Genomic DNA, 18,268 nt, shown 5'->3' with positions numbered 1-18,268 from the left:
GGCCGTGAGCACCCTTCGCCCCGCGCTGCTGACCGACCACTACGAGCTGACCATGGTCAGCGCCGCCCTCCGGGACGGCACCGCCGACCGCCAATGCGTATTCGAGGTGTTCAGTCGTCGGCTGCCCGCCGGCCGACGGTACGGCGTGGTCGCCGGGACCGGCCGCCTGGTCGAGCTGATCCGCAACTTCCGCTTCGACGCCGACGAGGTCGACTACCTGCGGCGTACCGGGGTGGTGGACGATGCCGCCGCGCAGTGGCTCACCAACTACCGTTTCACCGGCGACATCGACGGGTACGCCGAAGGTGAGCTGTACTTCCCCGGCTCGCCGGTCCTCACGGTCGCCGGCACGTTCGCCGAATGCGTGGTGCTGGAGACCCTGGTGCTCTCGGTGCTCAACCACGACAGCGCCGTCGCCGCGGCGGCCGCGCGGATGGTCACCGCGGCCCGCGGGCGCGCCCTGATCGAGATGGGTTCCCGGCGGGCGCACGAGGAGGCGGCGGTCGCGGCGGCCCGGGCGGCCTACCTGGCCGGGTTCCGGTTCACCTCCAATCTCGCGGCCGGGAAGCGCCACGGGATCCCCACCGCCGGCACCGCCGCGCACGCGTTCACCCTGCTGCACGACGACGAGCGGGCGGCGTTCAGCTCGCAGGTGGACGCGCTGGGCACGGACACCACACTGCTGGTCGACACGTACGACATCGGCCAGGGCATCCGTACCGCGATCGCGGTCGGTGGGCCGGACCTACGCGCCGTCCGGATCGACTCCGGCGACCTCGCGGTGATGGCCCAGCAGTCCCGCGAGTTGCTCGACTCGCTCGGCGCCACCGAGACGAAGATCATCGTCTCCGGCGACCTCGACGAGTACGCCATCGCCGCGCTCGCCGCCGAGCCGGTGGACATGTACGGCGCCGGCACCGCGGTGGTCACCGGTTCCGGCGCCCCCACCGCCGGTCTGGTCTACAAGCTCGTCGATGTCGGCGGCCGCCCGGTGGTCAAGCGTTCGGAGCGCAAGGCCACCATCGGCGGGCGCAAGGTGGCGGTTCGCCGGCACAAGCCGACCGGCACCGCCACCGAGGAGGTGATCGTGCCACAGGGTGTGCCGGACCGGCGGCCACACGACCGGCTGCTCCAGCGGTCGTACGTGGCCGGCGGCGAGCTGCTCCCGCTGCCGACGCTCGACGAGTCGCGGGAACACCTGCGGCAGTGTCTGATCTCGATCCCCTGGGAGGGGTTGAAGCTCTCCGCCGGCGATCCGGCCATTCCGGTCACGGTCGTGCCGGCCGACTGAAAGGACGTCACATGGGCAACGTGTTGATCATCGTGGACGTGCAGAACGACTTCTGCGAGGGAGGCTCGCTGGCCGTCGGCGGCGGGGCCGGCGTCGCGGCCGGCGTCAGCCGGCTGCTCGCCGCCGAGCCGAACCGTTGGGACCACGTGGTCGCCACGAAGGATTACCACATCGACCCGGGCGAGCACTTCGGCGACCCGCCGGACTTCGTCGACTCGTGGCCCCGGCACTGTGTGGTGGGCACCCCGGGCTCGGAGTTCCATCCCGACCTGGCCACCGGCCGAATCGAGGCGATCTTCCACAAGGGCGAGCACGCCGCCGCGTACTCCGGCTTCGAGGGGCACACCGACAACGGCGAGTGCCTCGCCGACTGGCTGCGACGGCATGGGGTCGACCGGGTGGAGATCGTCGGAATCGCCACGGACCACTGCGTCCGCGCGACCGCCCTGGACGCCACCCGCGAAGGATTCGACACCACCGTGCTGCTGGACCTGACCGCCGGTGTCGCCCCGGACACCACCGACGCGGCGCTGCAGGCTCTGGCGGGTGCCGGGGTCGCCACCCGCGGCGAACCTGCGGTCGGGGCGGCGTGAGCGACTGTCTGACCACAGGTGTGGGCCGAAGCCGGGCCGCGGTCCAGGCGTCGGCCGGCTAAGCCGGAGAAGGGGTCCGGACTGCGACGTCGTAGCCGGACCCTCGGCCTGGCCCGGGCCGGCGCGGGCCGGGCCCGGCAACTGTGAGTCGGGCCCTAAACCGTTGGCGGCAATCGTATCCGCGGTCGAGGATGTTCCGCGGAGGTACGGACCGACGTGAACATGAAGCCCTACCGGGAGGCGTTCAGCCTGCCCGGTCTCCGGTCGCTGCTGCTCGTGGCGGTCCTCGCCCGCGTTCCGCTCACCGCGACCGGGGTGACGCTGACGTTCTTCGTCGTCCAGGAACTCGGCCGGGGTTACGGGGCCGCCGGGCTGGTCGGTGCCGCGATCACCATCGGGGCGGCGATCGGTGGCCCGCTGCTCGGCCGGCTGGTGGACCGGCGCGGCCTGCGTCCGGTGCTCGTGCTGACCGGCATCGCCGAGGCGGCCTTCTGGAGCACCGCACCGATGCTGTCGTACACACTGCTGCTGCCGGCCGCCTTCCTCGCCGGGTCGCTGGCCGTCCCGATCTTTTCGGTGATCCGCCAGTCCATCGCGGCCCTGGTCCCGCCGGACCGGCGGCGGACCGCGTACGCGCTGGACTCGATGTCGGTCGAGCTGTCGTTCATGGTCGGCCCCGCCCTCGCCACGGCCGCGGTCACCGCCGTCACCGCCCGCACCACCCTCTACCTGGTCGGCGCCGGCATCGTCGCGGCGGGTGTCGGGCTCTTCCTGCTCAACCCGCCGGTCCGGGCGACAAGCGAGCCCGCCGGGCCACGCCGGAAGGTGCCCAGGCGGGAACGGCTCACGCCCCGGATGCTTTCCGTACTCGCCGTCAGCACGGCCGCCACCCTCGTGCTGGGCGGCACCGACGTGGCCGTGATCGCGGTGTTGCGGTCCAGCGGCGAGGTCGGCTTCACCGGCGTGGTACTCGCGATCTGGGCAGTGGCTTCGCTGATCGGCGGCTTCGCGTACGGGGCGGCGACCCGCTCCTGGTCCCCGCTCGCTCTGATGGCGGCACTCAGCGTGGCCACCATACCGGTCGGCCTGGGCGGCGCCCACTGGTGGCTGCTCTGCCTGGCGCTGGTCCCCGCCGGTCTGCTCTGCGCGCCGACTCTCGCCGCCACCTCGGATGCGGTCAGCCGCTTCGCCCCAGCCGACGCGCGCGGCGAGGCGATGGGCCTGCACGGCTCGGCCATCACGGTCGGCATCGCGGTCGGCGCCCCGCTGGCTGGCGCGGTGATCGACGTGTCCGCGCCGGCCTGGGGCTTCGCGATCACCGGCGCGATCGGTGCACTGGTCGCCCTGGTCGTGCTCCCGGCTGAGCTACGCCGCCGGGCCCCCGCCGCGCTTTCGGAGCCCACCCCGCAGCCCGAGCGCGAGCTCACCGCCGCCTGACGATTTCGACCGCGGGGACCTGGGGCACCCGGTTCCCGCCCGTGTCCCAACCACACCGCCGGCGCGCCCGCCGCCGCGCGCTTCCCGGAATGCGTGGCACATCGCGCGGAGAACGATCCCGCCGTGGATCAGGAGACCGGTCCGGGTCCGAACGGGCGCAGGAGACCGGCCGGGTCCGAATGACGGGGGCTGGCCGGGTCGGCGGACGCGGACGCCGCGGGAGACCGTAGCGCACCTGCCCGCGCCGGGGCAGGTGGCCGGACCGGAAACGGCGACGGGCGCCGTCCCCGGTGGGGGAACGGCGCCCGTCTTACGAGAAGAGCGTCAGCGGCGGTCGCGGTCGCTCGCCACGTCCTCCCGGTAGCTGGCACCACCGTCGGACTCGCTGGTCAACGGCTTGGCACCACCCTCGGGCGGACCGGCGAGCGACTGGCCACCGGCGGCCAGTTCCGGGAACCTGTGGTCGAACGCCGGCCGTTCGGAGCGGATCCGCGGCATCCGGTCGAAGTTCCGTAGCGGCGGCGGTGAGCTGGTCGCCCACTCCAGCGAGTTGCCGTGCCCCCACGGGTCCTCGACCTCCACCACCGGTCCCGCCTTGTACGACTTCCAGCAGTTGTAGATGAACGGCAGCGTCGAGATACCGGTGATGAACGCGCCGATCGTGGAGATCGTGTTCAGCGTGGTGAAGCCGTCGGTCGGCAGATAGTCGGCGTACCGCCGCGGCATGCCCTCGTTGCCCAGCCAGTGCTGCACCAGGAACGTGGTGTGGAAGCCGACCATGGTCAGCCAGAAGTGCACCTTGGCGAGGCGCTCGTCGAGCATCCGGCCGAACATCTTCGGGAACCAGAAGTAGATGCCCGCGAAGACCGCGAACACGATCGTGCCGAAGAGCACGTAGTGGAAGTGGGCCACCACGAAGTAGGAGTCGGACACGTGGAAGTCCAGCGGCGGGCTGGCCAGCAGCACGCCGGTGAGACCGCCGAAGAGGAAGGTCACCAGGAAGCCGACCGAGAACAGCATCGGCGACTCGAAGCTGATCTGCCCCCGCCACATGGTGCCGATCCAGTTGAAGAACTTCATGCCGGTGGGGACCGCGATCAGGAAGCTCAGGAAACTGAAGAACGGCAGCAGCACCTGGCCGGTGGCGAACATGTGGTGCGCCCAGACACTCATCGACAGGGCGGCGATGGCGATGGTCGCGGCGACCAGGCCCTTGTAGCCGAAGATCGGCTTGCGGGAGAAGACCGGGATGACCTCGCTGATGATGCCGAAGAAGGGCAGCGCGATGATGTACACCTCGGGATGCCCGAAGAACCAGAACAGGTGCTGCCAGAGCATCGGCCCGCCGGTCGCCGGGTCGTAGACGTGGGCTCCCAGGATGCGGTCGGCGGCGAGCGCGAAGAGCGCGGCGGCCAGCAGTGGGAAGATCAGGATCGCCAGGAGGCTGGTGACCAGGATGTTCCACGTGAAGATCGGCATCCGGAACATCGTCATGCCGGGGGCGCGCAGGGTCAGGATCGTGGTGATCATGTTGACCGCGCCGAGGATGGTGCCCAGACCGGAGATGGCCAGGCCCACGATCCACATGTTGGCGCCGGCGCCCGGCGAGTGCTCGACGCTGCTCAGCGGCGTGTAGGCGAACCAGCCGAAGTCGGCGGCGCCACCGGGCGTCAGGAAGCCCAGCGTCGCCATCGATCCGCCGAACAGGAAGAGCCAGTAGGCGAAGCTGTTCAGCCGCGGGAAGGAGACGTCCGGTGCGCCGATCTGGATCGGCACGATGTAGTTGGCGAAGGCGAACACGATCGGCGTCGCGAAGAACAGCAGCATGATCGTGCCATGCATGGTGAAGAGCTGGTTGAACTGCTCGGGCGAGAGGAACTGCAGCCCGGGCCGGGCCAGCTCGGCCCGCATGATCAGAGCCATCAGGCCGCCGATCATGAAGAACGCGAACGCGGTGACCATGTACATGATCCCGATTTGCTTCGCGTCCGTGGTCCGCAGCAGCCGCGCGATGGCCGACCCCTTGACCGGCGCTCGGACCGGCCAGGGCCGGGTCACGACCGGCTTGGGTGCGACGGTGGTCACGAGTGGCCTCCGGTTCTGGGTTGTCCCGCTCGGCACGCGTGTTGTCTGCGGGCCGTCATCCGCAAGGAGGATAGTCCCCGGTAGGTGGCCGTGCCGCGTGGGGTGGACCGGTAACCTGCACCACCCCGCCCGGACGGCGCGCGTCTGGCCCGGACACCGAACCCGGCGCCGTCACAACGGCCCCAGCAACAGCCGGTAGTGCGCGCCGAAGATACGCCCGCCGCGCCCGCGCAGCACCGGGTCACGCAGCGCCGGCGGTACGTCGCGGGTCCGGTTGCGGTCCCGGGTCCGGTCCCGCACCCATCGGGTACGCGGGCGACGGCGGCTTTCGTAGGCCGTCAGCGCCGCCTCGACGCTGCCGGCCGTGGTGAGCGACTCGGCGAGCACCACGGCGTCCTCCAGGGCCATCGCCGCACCCTGCGAGAGGGTCGGCGCGGTGGCGTGTGCGGCGTCCCCGACCAGCAGCACCCGGCCCCGGTACCAGCGGCCCAGTTCCACCTCTTCGGTCACGCCGACGTGCACGCGGTCCAGGCACTCCAGCACCTCCGGCACGGGACCACCGTAGTCAGTGAAGAGCTCCCGCAGCCGGGCCACCGGGTCGGCCGGCGGCGTCGTGCCGGTCTCGTCGGCGTAGCAGTGCAGCCGCCCGGCCCCGATGGGGACCACCAGGAATCCGGCTCGCTGGCCGAGCAGCGCGGTCCACTCGGCCACCGGCGGCCCCTCCCGCACCACGGCGCGGTAGACGACCTGCCCGGTGGGGTGGGACGAGCCGCCGAGCGCGGCGAGCGTGCGGATCGAGGAGTGCGGCCCGTCGGCGCCGATCACCAGGTCGTACTCGGTGGCGGAGCCGTCGACGAAGGTGACCCCGACACCCTGCGGCAGCAGGTCGATGGCGCGGACCTCGGCACCGTGCCGGACGGCACCGCCGGCGCCGGTGAGCAGGACCCGGTGCAGTTCGGCCCGGAGCAGCGCCCGGCACTCCCCGACACCGGCCCACAGCACGTCGAGGTCGACCTCGCAGAGCGGGGCGCCGGTGGCGTCCAGGAAGTACTGCCGGTGAACTACCTGGCCGAGGGGGCGGACCGGCCCGTCGAGATCGAGCTGGCGCAGCGCTCGGGCAGCATTGCCGGGCAGGTAGAGGCCGTTGTCTGGAAGCTCCCCCGGGGGGAGTTTCTCGGTCACGTCGGGCCGGAAACCCGCCATTCGCAGCGCCCGGGCCACGGCGAGGCCGGCGATGCCCGCACCGACGACGAGGATGCGCAGGGGGGAGCCACCCATGGTGGTGTACGCCTCCGGAGGGGTTCGGCACGCGTTGGAGGCAAGACACTACTCGGCGCGATCGGCGCACACCAGAGTCAGTTCGCTCGCCCAGGGCGCTCCCTTTCCGCGCGGGCCGGTCCGCCGGGCGGCCCACCTGCGGGCCACCCGTCACCCACGTGACAAACCTCACCTTTCCGCGCATTACCGTCAACTTGTTGCGTGCGGATTTCAGACACATGTAAATATCTACAACGGTGATCGCCTCCCGGCGCACCGGCCGATCGGCCCCGACGCCCCAACCGGGCCGAGCCCTGGGCGGAATCCGTCCCGGTATCGGAGAATGCGGGTGTGGCTGACCGGCTGGCGGAGTACCGGCGCAAACGGAACGCCGCGCGTACCCCGGAACCGGTGCCGGCCGGGACGCCGGAGCGCGGCCGCCCGGCCGGCGCCCGCTTCGTCATCCAGCGACACCATGCCCACAGCCTGCACTGGGACCTGCGGCTGGAGCACGACGGCGTCCTCGCCTCCTGGGCGGTGCCGCGGGGACTGCCCCGCGACACCGGCCGCAACCACCTCGCCGTCCACACCGAGGACCACCCGATGGAGTACCTCGACTTCTCCGGCGAGATCCCGACCGGCGAGTACGGCGGTGGTCGGATGACCATTCACGACCGGGGCACCTACCGCTGCGAAAAGTGGCGCGACGACGAGGTGATCGTGACCCTCGACGGAGAACGAACCCGGGGCCGCTACGTGCTCTTCGCAGCCGGCGGACGGGACGGGCGGGACTGGATGCTCCGGCGCACCGACCCGCCGCCGGACGGCTGGGAGAGCATGCCGGAGTTGGTCCGCCCGATGCACCCGACCCGGGCCCGGAAGCTGCCCGGCGACCCGGAGGCGTGGGGATACGAGCTGCGCTGGGACGGCGTCCGCGCGGTCGCGTACGTCTCGGGCGGGCGGCTGCGGTTGCTGTCGTCGACCGACGAGGAGATCACCGGGAGGTATCCGTGGCTGCGTGCGCTGGCCGAGGCGCTGGCCCCGACGGAGGCCGTCCTCGACGGCATCCTGGTCCGCATCGACCGGGCTGGTCGGGTGCGGGCCGCCCGGGGCGGCCGGGCCACCACCGACGCCCAGTTCCTCCTGGTCGACCTGCTGTGGCTGGAGGGCGTGACCAGCGTCGAGCTGCCCTACGGGCAGCGCCGGGAGCTACTGGACGGGCTGGCGCTGACCGGCCCGCACTGGCAGACGCCGCCCTGGTTCCCCGGCACCGGCGCCGAGGCCCTGCGAACCGCACGTGACCAGGGATTGCCGGGTGTGCTGGCCAAACGCCTCGACTCCGCGTACGAACCGGGCCGGCGCAGCCCGCACTGGTTGAGCATCGACCCGAGCTGACCGACCGCCGACGATGCGAGGGACACCGTGTACCTGACCCACCTGGAGTGCCCGCGCTGCGGCCGGGAGCACGACGCCGGCAAGCCGCAGAACCTGTGCGGGTGCGGGTCGCCGCTGCTGGCCCGCTACGACCTGGCGACGGTGGCCGAGGTGATCACCCCGGAACGGTTCGGGCTCCGGCCGGCCGACCTCTGGCGATACCGGGAGCTGCTGCCGGTGGCGGACCCAGGGCAGGTCGTTACGCTGAGCGAGGGCTGGACGCCGCTGTGGCGCGCCCCGACGTACGGCGCGCAGATCGGCGTCCCGGACCTGCTGGTGAAGGACGAGGGGCTGACGCCGACCGGGTCGTTCAAGGCACGCGGGGCCGCCGTCGGGGTGAGCCGGGCCCGCGAGCTGGGCATCGCACGGATCGCCATGCCGACCAACGGCAACGCGGGCGCTGCCTGGGCCACCTACGCCGCCCGGGCTGGCCTGGGCGCAACCATTGTCATGCCGGTGGACGCGCCCGCCACCTGCCGCCTCGAGTGCGTCGCGGCCGGGGCTGACCTGCGGCTGGTCGACAGGCTGATCGACGACGCCGGGCGGCACGTGGCGCGGCTGGTCGCCGAAGCCGACGGCACGGTCTTCGACGCCGGTACGCTGCGCGAGCCGTACCGCATCGAAGGCAAGAAGACCATGGGGTACGAGATCGTCGAGCAGCTCGGCTGGCAGGTGCCCGACGTCATCGTCTACCCGACCGGTGGCGGAGTCGGCCTGCTCGGCATCCACAAGGCGCTGCACGAGCTGCGCGAGCTGGGCTGGATCTCCGACCGGCTGCCCCGCCTGGTAGCGGTGCAGTCCACCGGGTGCGCGCCGATCGTCCGGGCCTTCGCCGCCGGGGCGGAGCGGGCCGAACCGTGGGCCGACGCGCACACTGTGGCGTTCGGCGTCACCGTCCCGGCCCCGCTGGGCGACGAGCTGATCCTGGCCGCGCTTCGGGAGAGCTCCGGCACGGCGGTCGCCGTGCCGGACGCGGAACTCGTCACCGACCTGCGCGACTTCGCGGCGCGGGAGGGGCTGCTGCTCTGCCCGGAGGGCGCGGCCTGCCTGACCGCCGCACGTCAACTGCGGGCGGGCGGCTGGATCCGGGGCGGCGAACGGGTGGTGGTACTGAACACCGGCGCCGGACTGAAGTACCCGGAGACCGTGGACGTCGGGACGCTGTCGGTGCTGCCGGCATGACCGCGGCGCGTGTGGTCGACAAGGAGCCCTCCACCAACCCGCACGCGGCGGACAGGCGCCCTAGTCCGTGGTCGGGTCGGCGAGACGCCAGGCGGCGTTGATCAGGCCGATGTGCGAGAAGGCCTGCGGAGTGTTGCCGAGCGACGCGCCGGTACTCAGGTCGATCTGCTCGCTGAGCAGGCCGACGTCGTTGGCGTGTCCGACCGCCCGCTCGAACAGCGCCTCGGCCCGCCCGCGTTCCCCCGCCAGCACCAGGCACTCCACCAGCCAGAACGAGCAGAGCAGAAAGCCGGCCGGATCGGAGTCCCAGCGCCGGACCAGCACGTCGTCGGTGCTCAGCTCACGCTGGATCACCGCGATCGTGGCGCGCATCCGAGGGTCGGTGGCGGGGAGGAAGCCCAACACCGGGAGCAGTAGCACGGAGGCGTCCAGTTGGTCGGATCCGAAAGCACCGGTGTACGCCCCGACCTGCTCGTTCCACCCCTCCCGCAGCACGGTGGCCCGGATGTCGTCCCGGATCGCCGCCCAGCGGCGGGGGTCGCCGCGCCCGCCGAGCCGAGGTGCCAGCGTGACCGCCTTGTCCATCGCCACCCAGCAGAGCACCTTCGATGACAGGTAGTGCCGGTCGGCGTCCCGGGTCTCCCACATGCCCCGGTCCGGCAGGTGCCAGGTGTTGGCGACCTGCTCGGTCAGGCCCACCACCATCTCACGCAGTTCCTCGTCGAAGGTCTCGCCGAGGTAGTCGTGCAGCCGCCACACCGCCGCCAGCACCTCGCCGGGCACGTCGAGTTGTCGCTGTCGCCAGGCTTCGTTGCCGATGCGCACCGGCCGGCTGTCGGCGTACCCGCGCAGGTGCGTCGCGACGTGCTCGGAGATGTCCCGCTCGCCCTCGAGGCCGAAGAGCACCGGCACCGGCTCCGGGCCGACCTGACCGATCGAGCGGGCCGCCCAGGCGAAGAAGCGGGACGCCTCCGCCGGGCAGGCGGCCACCCAGAGCGCGCGCAGGGTCAGTGAGAAGTCGCGCAGCCAGGCGTACCGGTAGTCGTAGTTGCGGTCGCCTCCGATCTGCTCCGGCAACGACGTGGTGAGGGCGGCGGCGACTGCGCCGCTGCGGGCGTAGGTGAGTCCGGTGAGCACGGTCGCGCTGTGCCGGACCAGGTCGGTGTACGGGCCGTCGTACCGATGGGTCTCGCGGTACGCCTCCCACGCCTGCGCGGTCTCCACGATCATCGTGGTCGGGTCGAGCCGGGCCGGCTGCTCGCCGTACGACCGGCCGTGGGCGGCGGCGAACCCGACGACGTCACCGGAGGCGACCTCGAACTCGGTGTGGACCCGGTCCGTACCGGCGTGCAGCTGTGGGCCGTCCGACCGGAGTTCCAGCATCGTTGCCCCGGCCACCGCCAGTACCGCGCCGTCCGGCTGGCCGTGCAGGTACGGCCGGAGCAGACCGTAGTCGGGACGCGGCGCGAAATCCGACGTCATCCGCACCCGCCCGGACAGGCCCGTCACGGTGCGCAGCAGCACAGCCGGCGAGTTCAACCCCAGTTGGTGGCCCCGGGCACCCAGCTCGGCGGCGAGCGCGTCGGTGACCGCGACGCTGCCCTCCGGGGTGTGGTGCACGGTCCGCAGCACCAGGGTGTCCGGTAGGTACGCGCGCTGCGCGCGGTGTCCGGGGGCGCCCGCGCCGGTCGGTGCGAGCCGCCAGTGGCCGGCCCCGGGGTCGAGCAGCCGTCCGAACACCGCGGGAGCGTCGAATCGGTCCGGGCACCACCAGTCGACCGAGCCGTCCCGGCCGACCAGCGCCCCGGAGCGGCAGTCGGAGAGAAACCCGTAGTCGGAGATCGCCGGCTGGTGCACCTGCTGCGGGTACCCGAATCGGCCAGGGCCAGACCGCAGGATCGGGTGCTCCACGCCCCCGGCTCAGGAGGTGGGTGGCTCGTCCTTGCCGGCGGCCTCGGCCGCGTCGGCCTCCTCCTTGGTGCGGTGCACCACCTGGTCGGCATGGTCCGGCGGGCCGTAGACCGTGTAGAGCACCAGCGGGTTCGGCCCGGTGTTGACGAAGTTGTGCTTCGTGCCAGCGGGCACCACCACCAGGTCACCCTGGGCGATCTCGCGTTTCTCACCGGCCACCCGCGCCTCGCCGGTGCCGCTGACGAAGGTGAGGATCTGGTCGTTGTCCTCGTGGACCTCCGCACCGATCTCACCTCCGGGCGGGATCGTCATGATGACCAGCTGGGTGTGCTTCCCGGTCCACAGCACCCGACGGAAGTCCGGACTCTGCTCGGCGACGGTCGCGATCGTGAAATGCTCCATGCCGCGGTCCATACCCGCTGCGGCCGTGCACCACGCCAGGAGCCGAAAATGGTTGAATTGCCCACCATTCTGAGGTTTGGCTGCTCGATGGGCGGGGATCGAGACTCCGGCCGGGGCGCATCGGGTCCGGTCGAGCCAGGTCCCTGCTGACGTACCGCCGTACGGCTGCGGTGGTGGGAGACGGCCAGAGCGCGGCGGCGCTTCGACCAGGAGTCGGGCGGCGCCGTGCGCTCGTTCCAGGTCGGATCAGGCCAGCACCGCCAGGTCGGATCAGGCCAGCACCGCCAGGTGGAAGGGACGGTCGGCGGCGGTGCCGTCGACGGCGTAGGTGGAGACGAAAACCGCGTTCGGAATGCCGGTCCGGCCGGCGACGGCGATCTTCCCGGACGGCGCCACGCCGACGCTGCCCGGGAGGCCGACCGTGCCGACGTAGCCGGCGGCGGTCACGTCCTGATCGAACACCACCTGGTACATCCCGGGGGCCAGCCGGTTGGCCGCGGCGGCACCGAGCCCCCGGACCAGCAGCCCGCTGGAGTTCACGACGGCGAAGAGGACCCGAGCGGTGACGGGGAGACCGGTGGTAGCGCAGGTGGTGACCTGCGCATCCGCGCGGACGGCGTCGTCCTCCCCCGGCGCGGGTTGCGCCGCCGACCGCCGCCGGTGTCTGGTCCTCGACATGACGGTCCTTCCCCGCGTCGGTGGCGCGATGAGGCAGTTGTAACAGCTGAGGGGGATCAGCGGCGATCAGCACCCTTTGTCATCGAAACTAGGTCGCGGATCGCGGTGGCAACCACCCGGAGAAGTGTCCGATCATGGACAGTTGACGCACCGCTACCCCTTTTGACCTGCAGTGGAGCGGGCCGAGTGGCAAGGAGTGCGGGATCGACGCGAATGTCGTGGCTAGTCTGAAGTATGGCGCCCGTCCACGAGGGCTGGGAGGCGGAGCCGGTCTACCGCCCCATTCTCGCCAACCGTCGTGGTGAGCTGGCGGCACTCAGGCACCTCGACCCGGCCCTGACGCCGCTGCTCACCCCGGTCATCGAGGTGTCCCTCCCGGGCGCGTACACCGTCGACGTCCTTGGTCGGCTGCCAGCGGGGCTACTCCCGGCGGTCGACGTCTCCGCCTTGCCCGACGCGCCCGAGACGGAGCTGGCACGGTGGGGCGTACCGCTGGTGCCGGTGATCGGGCTCGGCGACAGCGAGCGGCGACTCGTCGCCCACGGTGCCGCGGCCCGGGCCCACGCCGGGCGCGCGCTGGTCCGGCTACGCATCGGCACGGACCGGGCCGGTCCCGACGCGGCCACCACAGCGGCGGAGCGGGTCTGGCGGTGGGCCCGCCTGGACCCCGAGCAGTGCGACCTGCTGATCGACGCCGCGGACGTGTGCTGTCGGGCCGACGTGCGGATCGCCACGCCACGGGTCCGCCGACTGCTGGACTGGGCCCGCCGGCACGCCTGGCGCTCGGTCAGCGTGGCAGCCGGCGGGATGCCGCCGAGCCTGTCCCGCCTGCCCACCGACGAGCCGGTCCGCCTCGACCGCTGGGACTGGTCGCTGTGGCGCGACGTGGCGGATCCCGGCCTCGGGTATGCCGACTACGGCATCAACCCGGCGGGACGGAACGCCGACCTGACGGGCGACCGGTTACTCACCGTGCGGTACACCACCGACGGGGCGTGGTGGATCTACCGCTGGTCCCGCCGGGGCGGCCGGGTTGACGACCGATTCGCCGACCTGTGCCGCACGCTGGTAGCCGCCCCGCACTGGCCGGCGGCCGGCGCCGCCTGCTCGTGGGGCGACCACGAGATCCTCCGGCGGGCCCGGCAGGTGGCTGGGGCTGGTTCAGCCAACGCCTGGGCGGCCTGGTGCACCTCGCACCACCTCGCTCACGTGCTGGCGAGGCTGCGCCGGCCGGCGCGGGAGGCCTGGCCGGGGCCATGGCGGCCCGGTCGGCCGGTCACCGGACGGCCCGCGCAGCCGAACCAGGGTGGGGCGGCCCGGCGAGCGGGCTGAGCCACGGTCACGGCTTCTCGGTGAAGCCGAACTGCACGATGCCCTCGTCGTCGACGGTGGCGTCCACGGAAGCGTCCCCGAGCAGTTCAGCCGCGTCCGAGTCGAGGAAGATCCGGGCACCCTGGTTGTCGACCACCTGATCGCCGTCGATCGGCTGCGCGACCAGTTCGACGGTGAGTGAGCCCGCCTCCGGGCCGGCGGCGATCCGCACACCACCGTCCTCCGCGACGTCCTGCTGGGTGGCGAGGTCTCGGATTACCAGCACGGCGTTGTCGGTCATGGTGAGCATGGCGGAACTCCTCGTGGGTCCTGGGATTCGCGACCGGCCACCGACGGGCGGGTCGGGGCGACAGGGAACGTCGCCGTCACAGCTCGGGCCCACGACCGGGCCCCTCACCGCCAACGGTGCCCCCTGTCCGGCCCGCCGTCAACCAGGCCGTCGGCCCGTACCCGATCGGATGAAATCCGGCCAATCAGCTCATCCGCCAGTGGCGCCTGCGCTAGGCGCTGCTGATCGGTCTTCCGGGCCCCGCCCGGTCCCGGCCCATCGGGCCGAGACGGCGTCGCACGGCCGCACGGGCCGAGTCGGGGTCAGGCCCGTTCCAGCACCACCAGCGGGATCTCCCGATCGGTCCTCGCCTGGTAGTCGTCGTAGGCCGGCCAGATCGCCGCCATCGTGGACCACATCCGAGGTTTCTCCTCCGCCGTGGCGGTGCGTGCCCGAGCGGTGAGGCGATCCGGACCGACCTGCACCTCCACCAGCGGATCCTCGAGCAGGTTGAGATACCAGGCGGGGTGCCTCGGGGCGCCGCCCTGCGAGGCCACCACCAGGAACGCGTCGCCCTCCCGGCCGTAGATGAGGGCGGTACGACGCAAGGTGCCACTGCGCCGCCCCCGCGTGGTCAGCAGCAGGGTGAAGACGCCGCGCCGCCACTCGTGCCCCTCAGCTCCGTCGGTCGCGACGTACCGCCGGACGTGGTCGGCCACCCAGCCCGTGGGACTGTCCAGCACCTGATCGCCACCCGCCATCGGTTCTCCCATCCTCAGTGGTCGATGCTCCAGCACCACGCTACCCCGGTCGGCCTCGGCCTGCCGGGAAGCGGGCCCCGGCCAGAAGCGGCCCGGCTCACTGCAGCGCCACCGCCTGGAGGTTGACGCCGGCGCAATCGTCGGTGAAGGTGCGCTCCGCGGTCCAGGTCATCACGAGCCGAACCCCGTCCGGCGCGTGGAAACGGACCGTGAAATCGGCGGACCGGCTGGTGTGCGGGTCCTCCAGCCGCAGGATGTGGGTCGGGCCGCCGCTGGAGAGTCGGGCCTCGAAGCGACCCCGGGCCATCCAGATGCCGGCGTAGACGTGGACGGTCCGCAGTTGGCCATTGCCCGCCACAGCGAGAGCGAAGCCCTTGTCGGCGCCGCAGATGTAGACCCCGTGCGACGTCCCGTCGGCCGACGTGACCGGCACACCGTCGCGCCATCGGAAGATCTCCTGATTGCCGTCCCAGGCCCCGCGGCGGCCCCTGCCGCCCTCATCGCGGATCTCACCGGAGCCGAGACGCTTGCGCACCGTCGAGTCGCCACCACGCAGTCCGAAGTGCATCCAGTCCCGAGCACCCACGACGGTCAGATCCACTCCCGCCGGCACCTCGCCGAGGGTCAGGGTGAGCGGCGGCGGGGCGGGCGGCGGGGTGGTCGGCGTGGGCGACGGGCTCGCCGGGCGTTGTCGGGGACGCAGCCCAGGTGAGGCCTGACTGTCCCGCGGGTCCTGAGCCCCGGGGATGATGCTCGGTCGCCTCACCCCCGCCGGAACGCCGTCGTCGACCGGCTCCCCCGGCGCCGGTCCGGAGCCTGAGCTCAGGTACGAGACGAGGGCGACCAGGCAGGCGAGCACGGTGATCCCCTCGACCGCCCAGCGTCGGCGCTTTCGGTCGCGGGCAAGCCGACGCAGGGCGGTGCGGGTCTGCCGCAACGCGGTCGGCCGGTGGCGGGCGTCGGAGTACCGGCCATGGCGGGGCCCCTGGGCCGTTGTCCGCGTGTGGTCTTCCTCCGACACCGACCCTCCACTCTCCACGGACCCAGCGCTCACGTCAGGCGAAACGTTACGCCGACGGGCGTCGTACACGTTTGCATCAGATCGGACTTTCCGCCACCCCACATCCGTCCTATGTGTTCGTCGTGTTACGCGATGGTGGTGTTCTCGCAGGCTCCGCAGAAAGTCGGCGGCGGGCCGGAACGACCATCACCGCGGGCGGCCCAGTCAGCCGAGCTCAAACCCGAGCGTCTGGGCGATCACCATCGCCTGTTCGACGTCGAGAATCGCCCCCGTCCGCTCGACCCGCGTCGGGTCGAGCGCGGTGAGGTCGCTGCCGCGTAGGTCGGCGCGGACCAGACGGACGCCGTGCAGGGACGCCCCGGAAAGGTCCACTCCGGTCACGGTGGCGCCGGTCAGGTCGGCCCCGGTCAGGTCGGCCTCCCGCATGCGGAGGGCGGTGACCCGCACCCCGCGCAGGTCGGCACCGGGTAGCGCGACGAACGACCAGTCCCCGCCGTCGACGACCAGCGGCCGCAGATCGCATTCGGTGAAGGTGCTGCCGACCAGCTTGCAGCCGGTGAACTCGGCCTCGAAGAGGTTGCAGCGACGGAACACGCACCGGGTGAACGCCGAGTCGACGTGCCGGGAGGCGTTGAAGCTGACATTGCCGAACGTGCACCCGGTGAAGACCGCGCCCCGGGTAAGCGCCTCGGTCAGGTCGACCCGGTGGAACTCACAGTCGACGAAGCGCCGGTCGATGATCTCCTCGCCGTACCAGTCCTCGTCGCGGAACGTGGTCCCCTCGGTCAGCTCCGGCATCCGTCCAGGGTAGGCCGGGGGACCGACGATCCGGGACTTCCGGTGCCGGCATACCGGCGGGTAGGTTCGCCGGCACGAGCGGCGCCCGCGCCATCGATCCGGACCAACCCGGCGTCGACCCCGGCACGCCTGACGCGGATCGACGAGCACCCGCACCGGTGCGCCCCGGCCGCCGGTGACAACCCCGGGCCGCCGGCGAGATCGCCGTTCCGCCGACGCCCGACGTGACCACTCAATAGCCTGGGCTGGGCGGCGTCCGGTAGGCCAGGGACGGTGGGAGGCGGTCAGCGTATGAGTAGCGTCGTCGTGTTCGGGGCGGGCGGGACCGCAGGCTCCCGGATCACCACCGAGGCCTTCGACCGAGGGCACCGGGTCACCGCCGCGGTACGCCGGCCGGAGGCCACGTCGTACTTCCCGGCGGGGGTTCAGGTCGTCACCGGGGACGCCACCAGCGAGCGCAGTGTCCGGGCGCTGGCGGCGGAAGCGGACGCGCTGGTGGTGGCCATCGGCGGCGGCGAGCGCGAACTCTGGCTCGACGCGGCGCGGACCGTGGTCGGGGCGCTGCGCGGGACGCCGGACGCCCCGAGAGTCATCCACATCGGCGGCGGGTCGACCTTGTTGACCCCGAAGGGCACCCGCTATCTGGATGAGCCGGACTTTCCCGACGAGTACCGCGACTCGGCATTGGGACAGGCCGACGCGCTGGACTACTACCGCTCCGCGGCCGACGGGGTGACCTGGACGTATGTGTCACCGCCGCCGCTGGAGTTCCATCCCGGCGAGCGCACTGGGCGCTACCGGACCGGCGGCGACCGGCCGGTCATCGACCACGAGGGCCGCTCGGTCCTCAGCTACGAGGACCTGGCGGTGGCGGTGGTGGACGAGATCGAGAACCCGCACCACGAGAACGCCCGGTTCGCGGTCGCGTACTGATCAGTCGGAGCGGCGGTCGGGGACGTCGCCGGTGACGATCGGACACCACGAGCCGACGGTCACCCGGATCAGTGCTCGGGCGGCACCGTCGAGCGACCACGCGGCGGGGCGGACTGGGCGGGGACGCGGGGCCGGGCGGGAGGTCGCCACGCGCGGCCACTGGCGTAGATCACCCGGAAGCCGAGGTACGCCGCGAGCGGCGCCCAGTGCGCCGAGCCCATCCGTAGTTCCGCGGCGTTGTGCCGCTGCCCGTTGGCGAGCACGTCAAGGAGAACGGTTTCGAACGCGGCCGACTCAACCCAGTCGACCTCCCGGGTGAAACCGCAGATCAGAGCCGCTCCGGTGGTGTTCAGGAAGTCGCGGAGGACGGCATCGGAGGCGCGCAGCACGGAACAGCTGCCGAAATAGAGCCGCCGGCCCTCGCAGCGGCCGGCCATCAGCTCGGCCACGTCGGCGAGTGCCACCGACTCCCAGTCGGTCAGGCAGAGCCGGCTCGGTTCCCCGTGCATGGCGAAGAACCCCACGCGGTAGTCGGCGTACTGCCTGAGCAGCCAGCGGTCGACGAAGTAGAACAGTTCGTCCCGGGTCGCCGCGTCCTTGTGGATGAACCTGATCTTCCCGAGCCGTTCCAGCAGTTCCAGGGTGGGGAGGACGGATCCGCGCTCGTTGAGGTCGCGGTGCCACTGACCCTCGACGCAGAAGACACCGCCCCGCGCCACGCCCCACCTCCCTCGCCGGCGGCGCTGACGTTACCGGGCTCCGTGCCCCCCGGACATATCGGCCGTGGCGTGGCGGGACATGAGGTTGCACAACCGTTGCCGCATTCCTGTGCTTGCCAACCCGTTCGGGCGATTCGCGCGGTCGCAGGGGCTACCCGACCATGGC

17 protein-coding genes are annotated in these 18,268 nt (G+C 72.0%); 7 read left to right on the top strand and 10 right to left on the bottom strand.

Going from position 1 to position 18,268, the window contains the following annotated elements:
• The first annotated feature begins 4 nt into the window (after positions 1-4).
• The 3 genes from QTQ03_RS24960 to QTQ03_RS24950 all read left to right on the top strand — a co-directional run bounded on the left by QTQ03_RS24960 (position 5) and on the right by QTQ03_RS24950 (position 3,321).
• Positions 5-1,291: a nicotinate phosphoribosyltransferase gene (locus QTQ03_RS24960; protein WP_289280175.1), complete on the top strand. Its 1,287-nt coding sequence runs from the start codon at positions 5-7 to the stop codon at positions 1,289-1,291.
• 11 nt (positions 1,292-1,302) lie between these two features.
• On the top strand, positions 1,303-1,884 hold the full coding sequence (locus QTQ03_RS24955; RefSeq protein ID WP_289280174.1) for an isochorismatase family protein: 582 nt from the start codon (positions 1,303-1,305) through the stop codon (positions 1,882-1,884).
• A 222-nt stretch (positions 1,885-2,106) separates the two neighbouring features.
• Positions 2,107-3,321, top strand: a complete 1,215-nt coding sequence (locus QTQ03_RS24950; RefSeq protein WP_289280978.1) for an MFS transporter — start codon at positions 2,107-2,109, stop codon at positions 3,319-3,321.
• 324 nt (positions 3,322-3,645) lie between these two features.
• Here the strand turns inward: QTQ03_RS24950 and ctaD are convergent, their stop codons facing one another.
• Positions 3,646-5,406 (bottom strand): aa3-type cytochrome oxidase subunit I, encoded by a 1,761-nt coding sequence (gene ctaD / locus QTQ03_RS24945; protein WP_289280173.1) that lies wholly within the window; start codon positions 5,404-5,406, stop codon positions 3,646-3,648.
• Between the two features lie 171 nt (positions 5,407-5,577).
• Positions 5,578-6,684, bottom strand: a complete 1,107-nt coding sequence (locus QTQ03_RS24940) for an FAD-dependent monooxygenase (protein WP_289280172.1) — start codon at positions 6,682-6,684, stop codon at positions 5,578-5,580.
• A 330-nt stretch (positions 6,685-7,014) separates the two neighbouring features.
• On the opposite strand from QTQ03_RS24940, the gene QTQ03_RS24935 reads away from it, so the two are divergent.
• Complete coding sequence (locus QTQ03_RS24935) at positions 7,015-8,058, top strand: DNA polymerase ligase N-terminal domain-containing protein (protein ID WP_289280171.1); 1,044 nt, start codon at positions 7,015-7,017, stop codon at positions 8,056-8,058.
• Positions 8,059-8,085: 27 nt separating this feature from the next.
• On the top strand, positions 8,086-9,279 hold the full coding sequence (locus tag QTQ03_RS24930) for a threonine synthase (RefSeq protein ID WP_289280170.1): 1,194 nt from the start codon (positions 8,086-8,088) through the stop codon (positions 9,277-9,279).
• Between the two features lie 60 nt (positions 9,280-9,339).
• On the opposite strand, the gene QTQ03_RS24925 is transcribed toward QTQ03_RS24930, so the two are convergent.
• The 3 genes from QTQ03_RS24925 to QTQ03_RS24915 all read right to left on the bottom strand — a co-directional run bounded on the left by QTQ03_RS24925 (position 9,340) and on the right by QTQ03_RS24915 (position 12,270).
• Positions 9,340-11,136, bottom strand: a complete 1,797-nt coding sequence (locus QTQ03_RS24925; protein WP_289280169.1) for a glycoside hydrolase family 15 protein — start codon at positions 11,134-11,136, stop codon at positions 9,340-9,342.
• A gap of 63 nt (positions 11,137-11,199) precedes the next feature.
• A complete protein-coding gene (locus QTQ03_RS24920) occupies positions 11,200-11,604 on the bottom strand; it encodes a cupin domain-containing protein (RefSeq protein WP_289280168.1) in 405 nt (134 codons plus the stop codon).
• 258 nt (positions 11,605-11,862) lie between these two features.
• The gene (locus QTQ03_RS24915) at positions 11,863-12,270 is read right to left on the bottom strand and encodes a hypothetical protein (protein ID WP_289280167.1); all 408 of its coding nucleotides are present in this window, start codon (positions 12,268-12,270) and stop codon (positions 11,863-11,865) included.
• Positions 12,271-12,504: 234 nt separating this feature from the next.
• On the opposite strand from QTQ03_RS24915, the gene QTQ03_RS24910 reads away from it, so the two are divergent.
• Positions 12,505-13,602, top strand: coding sequence for a beta family protein (locus QTQ03_RS24910; protein WP_289280166.1), 1,098 nt, complete (start codon positions 12,505-12,507; stop codon positions 13,600-13,602).
• A gap of 7 nt (positions 13,603-13,609) precedes the next feature.
• Here QTQ03_RS24910 and QTQ03_RS24905 read toward each other — a convergent pair whose 3' ends face one another.
• The 4 genes from QTQ03_RS24905 to QTQ03_RS24890 form a co-directional block, all read right to left on the bottom strand.
• Complete coding sequence (locus QTQ03_RS24905; RefSeq protein WP_289280165.1) at positions 13,610-13,891, bottom strand: adhesin; 282 nt, start codon at positions 13,889-13,891, stop codon at positions 13,610-13,612.
• A 302-nt stretch (positions 13,892-14,193) separates the two neighbouring features.
• Positions 14,194-14,631, bottom strand: coding sequence for a nitroreductase family deazaflavin-dependent oxidoreductase (locus tag QTQ03_RS24900; RefSeq protein ID WP_289280164.1), 438 nt, complete (start codon positions 14,629-14,631; stop codon positions 14,194-14,196).
• A 97-nt stretch (positions 14,632-14,728) separates the two neighbouring features.
• Positions 14,729-15,652, bottom strand: a complete 924-nt coding sequence (locus QTQ03_RS24895; RefSeq protein ID WP_289280163.1) for a hypothetical protein — start codon at positions 15,650-15,652, stop codon at positions 14,729-14,731.
• 204 nt (positions 15,653-15,856) lie between these two features.
• Entirely contained in the window at positions 15,857-16,450 is a 594-nt protein-coding gene (locus tag QTQ03_RS24890) for a pentapeptide repeat-containing protein (protein ID WP_289280162.1), read from the bottom strand.
• A 291-nt stretch (positions 16,451-16,741) separates the two neighbouring features.
• Between QTQ03_RS24890 and QTQ03_RS24885 the strand changes: the two genes are divergently transcribed.
• Positions 16,742-17,383 (top strand): NAD(P)-dependent oxidoreductase, encoded by a 642-nt coding sequence (locus QTQ03_RS24885; RefSeq protein WP_289280161.1) that lies wholly within the window; start codon positions 16,742-16,744, stop codon positions 17,381-17,383.
• A gap of 68 nt (positions 17,384-17,451) precedes the next feature.
• Here the strand turns inward: QTQ03_RS24885 and QTQ03_RS24880 are convergent, their stop codons facing one another.
• Positions 17,452-18,102, bottom strand: a complete 651-nt coding sequence (locus tag QTQ03_RS24880) for a DUF6642 family protein (RefSeq protein WP_289280160.1) — start codon at positions 18,100-18,102, stop codon at positions 17,452-17,454.
• Between the last annotated feature and the right edge of the window lie 166 nt (positions 18,103-18,268).

It is taken from the genome of Micromonospora sp. WMMA1363 (assembly GCF_030345795.1).
In the GTDB taxonomy this organism is placed as follows: Bacteria; Actinomycetota; Actinomycetes; order Mycobacteriales; family Micromonosporaceae; genus Micromonospora.
The sequence above is the reverse complement of the archived record's forward strand: the minus strand, read 5'-3'. Positions and strand labels throughout refer to the sequence as shown.

Excerpts from the sequence above, each read along its gene's own strand:
- QTQ03_RS24955 (WP_289280174.1), top strand. The coding sequence starts at position 1,303 with ATGGGCAACGTGTTGATCATCGTGGACGTGCAGAACGACTTCTGCGAG.
- QTQ03_RS24950 (WP_289280978.1), top strand. The coding sequence starts at position 2,107 with ATGAAGCCCTACCGGGAGGCGTTCAGCCTGCCCGGTCTCCGGTCGCTG.
- QTQ03_RS24940 (WP_289280172.1), bottom strand. The coding sequence starts at position 6,684 with ATGGGTGGCTCCCCCCTGCGCATCCTCGTCGTCGGTGCGGGCATCGCC.
- QTQ03_RS24920 (WP_289280168.1), bottom strand. The coding sequence starts at position 11,604 with ATGGACCGCGGCATGGAGCATTTCACGATCGCGACCGTCGCCGAGCAG.
- QTQ03_RS24915 (WP_289280167.1), bottom strand. The coding sequence starts at position 12,270 with ATGTCGAGGACCAGACACCGGCGGCGGTCGGCGGCGCAACCCGCGCCG.
- QTQ03_RS24910 (WP_289280166.1), top strand. The coding sequence starts at position 12,505 with ATGGCGCCCGTCCACGAGGGCTGGGAGGCGGAGCCGGTCTACCGCCCC.
- QTQ03_RS24905 (WP_289280165.1), bottom strand. The coding sequence starts at position 13,891 with ATGCTCACCATGACCGACAACGCCGTGCTGGTAATCCGAGACCTCGCC.
- QTQ03_RS24900 (WP_289280164.1), bottom strand. The coding sequence starts at position 14,631 with ATGGCGGGTGGCGATCAGGTGCTGGACAGTCCCACGGGCTGGGTGGCC.
- QTQ03_RS24890 (WP_289280162.1), bottom strand. The coding sequence starts at position 16,450 with ATGCCGGAGCTGACCGAGGGGACCACGTTCCGCGACGAGGACTGGTAC.
- QTQ03_RS24885 (WP_289280161.1), top strand. The coding sequence starts at position 16,742 with ATGAGTAGCGTCGTCGTGTTCGGGGCGGGCGGGACCGCAGGCTCCCGG.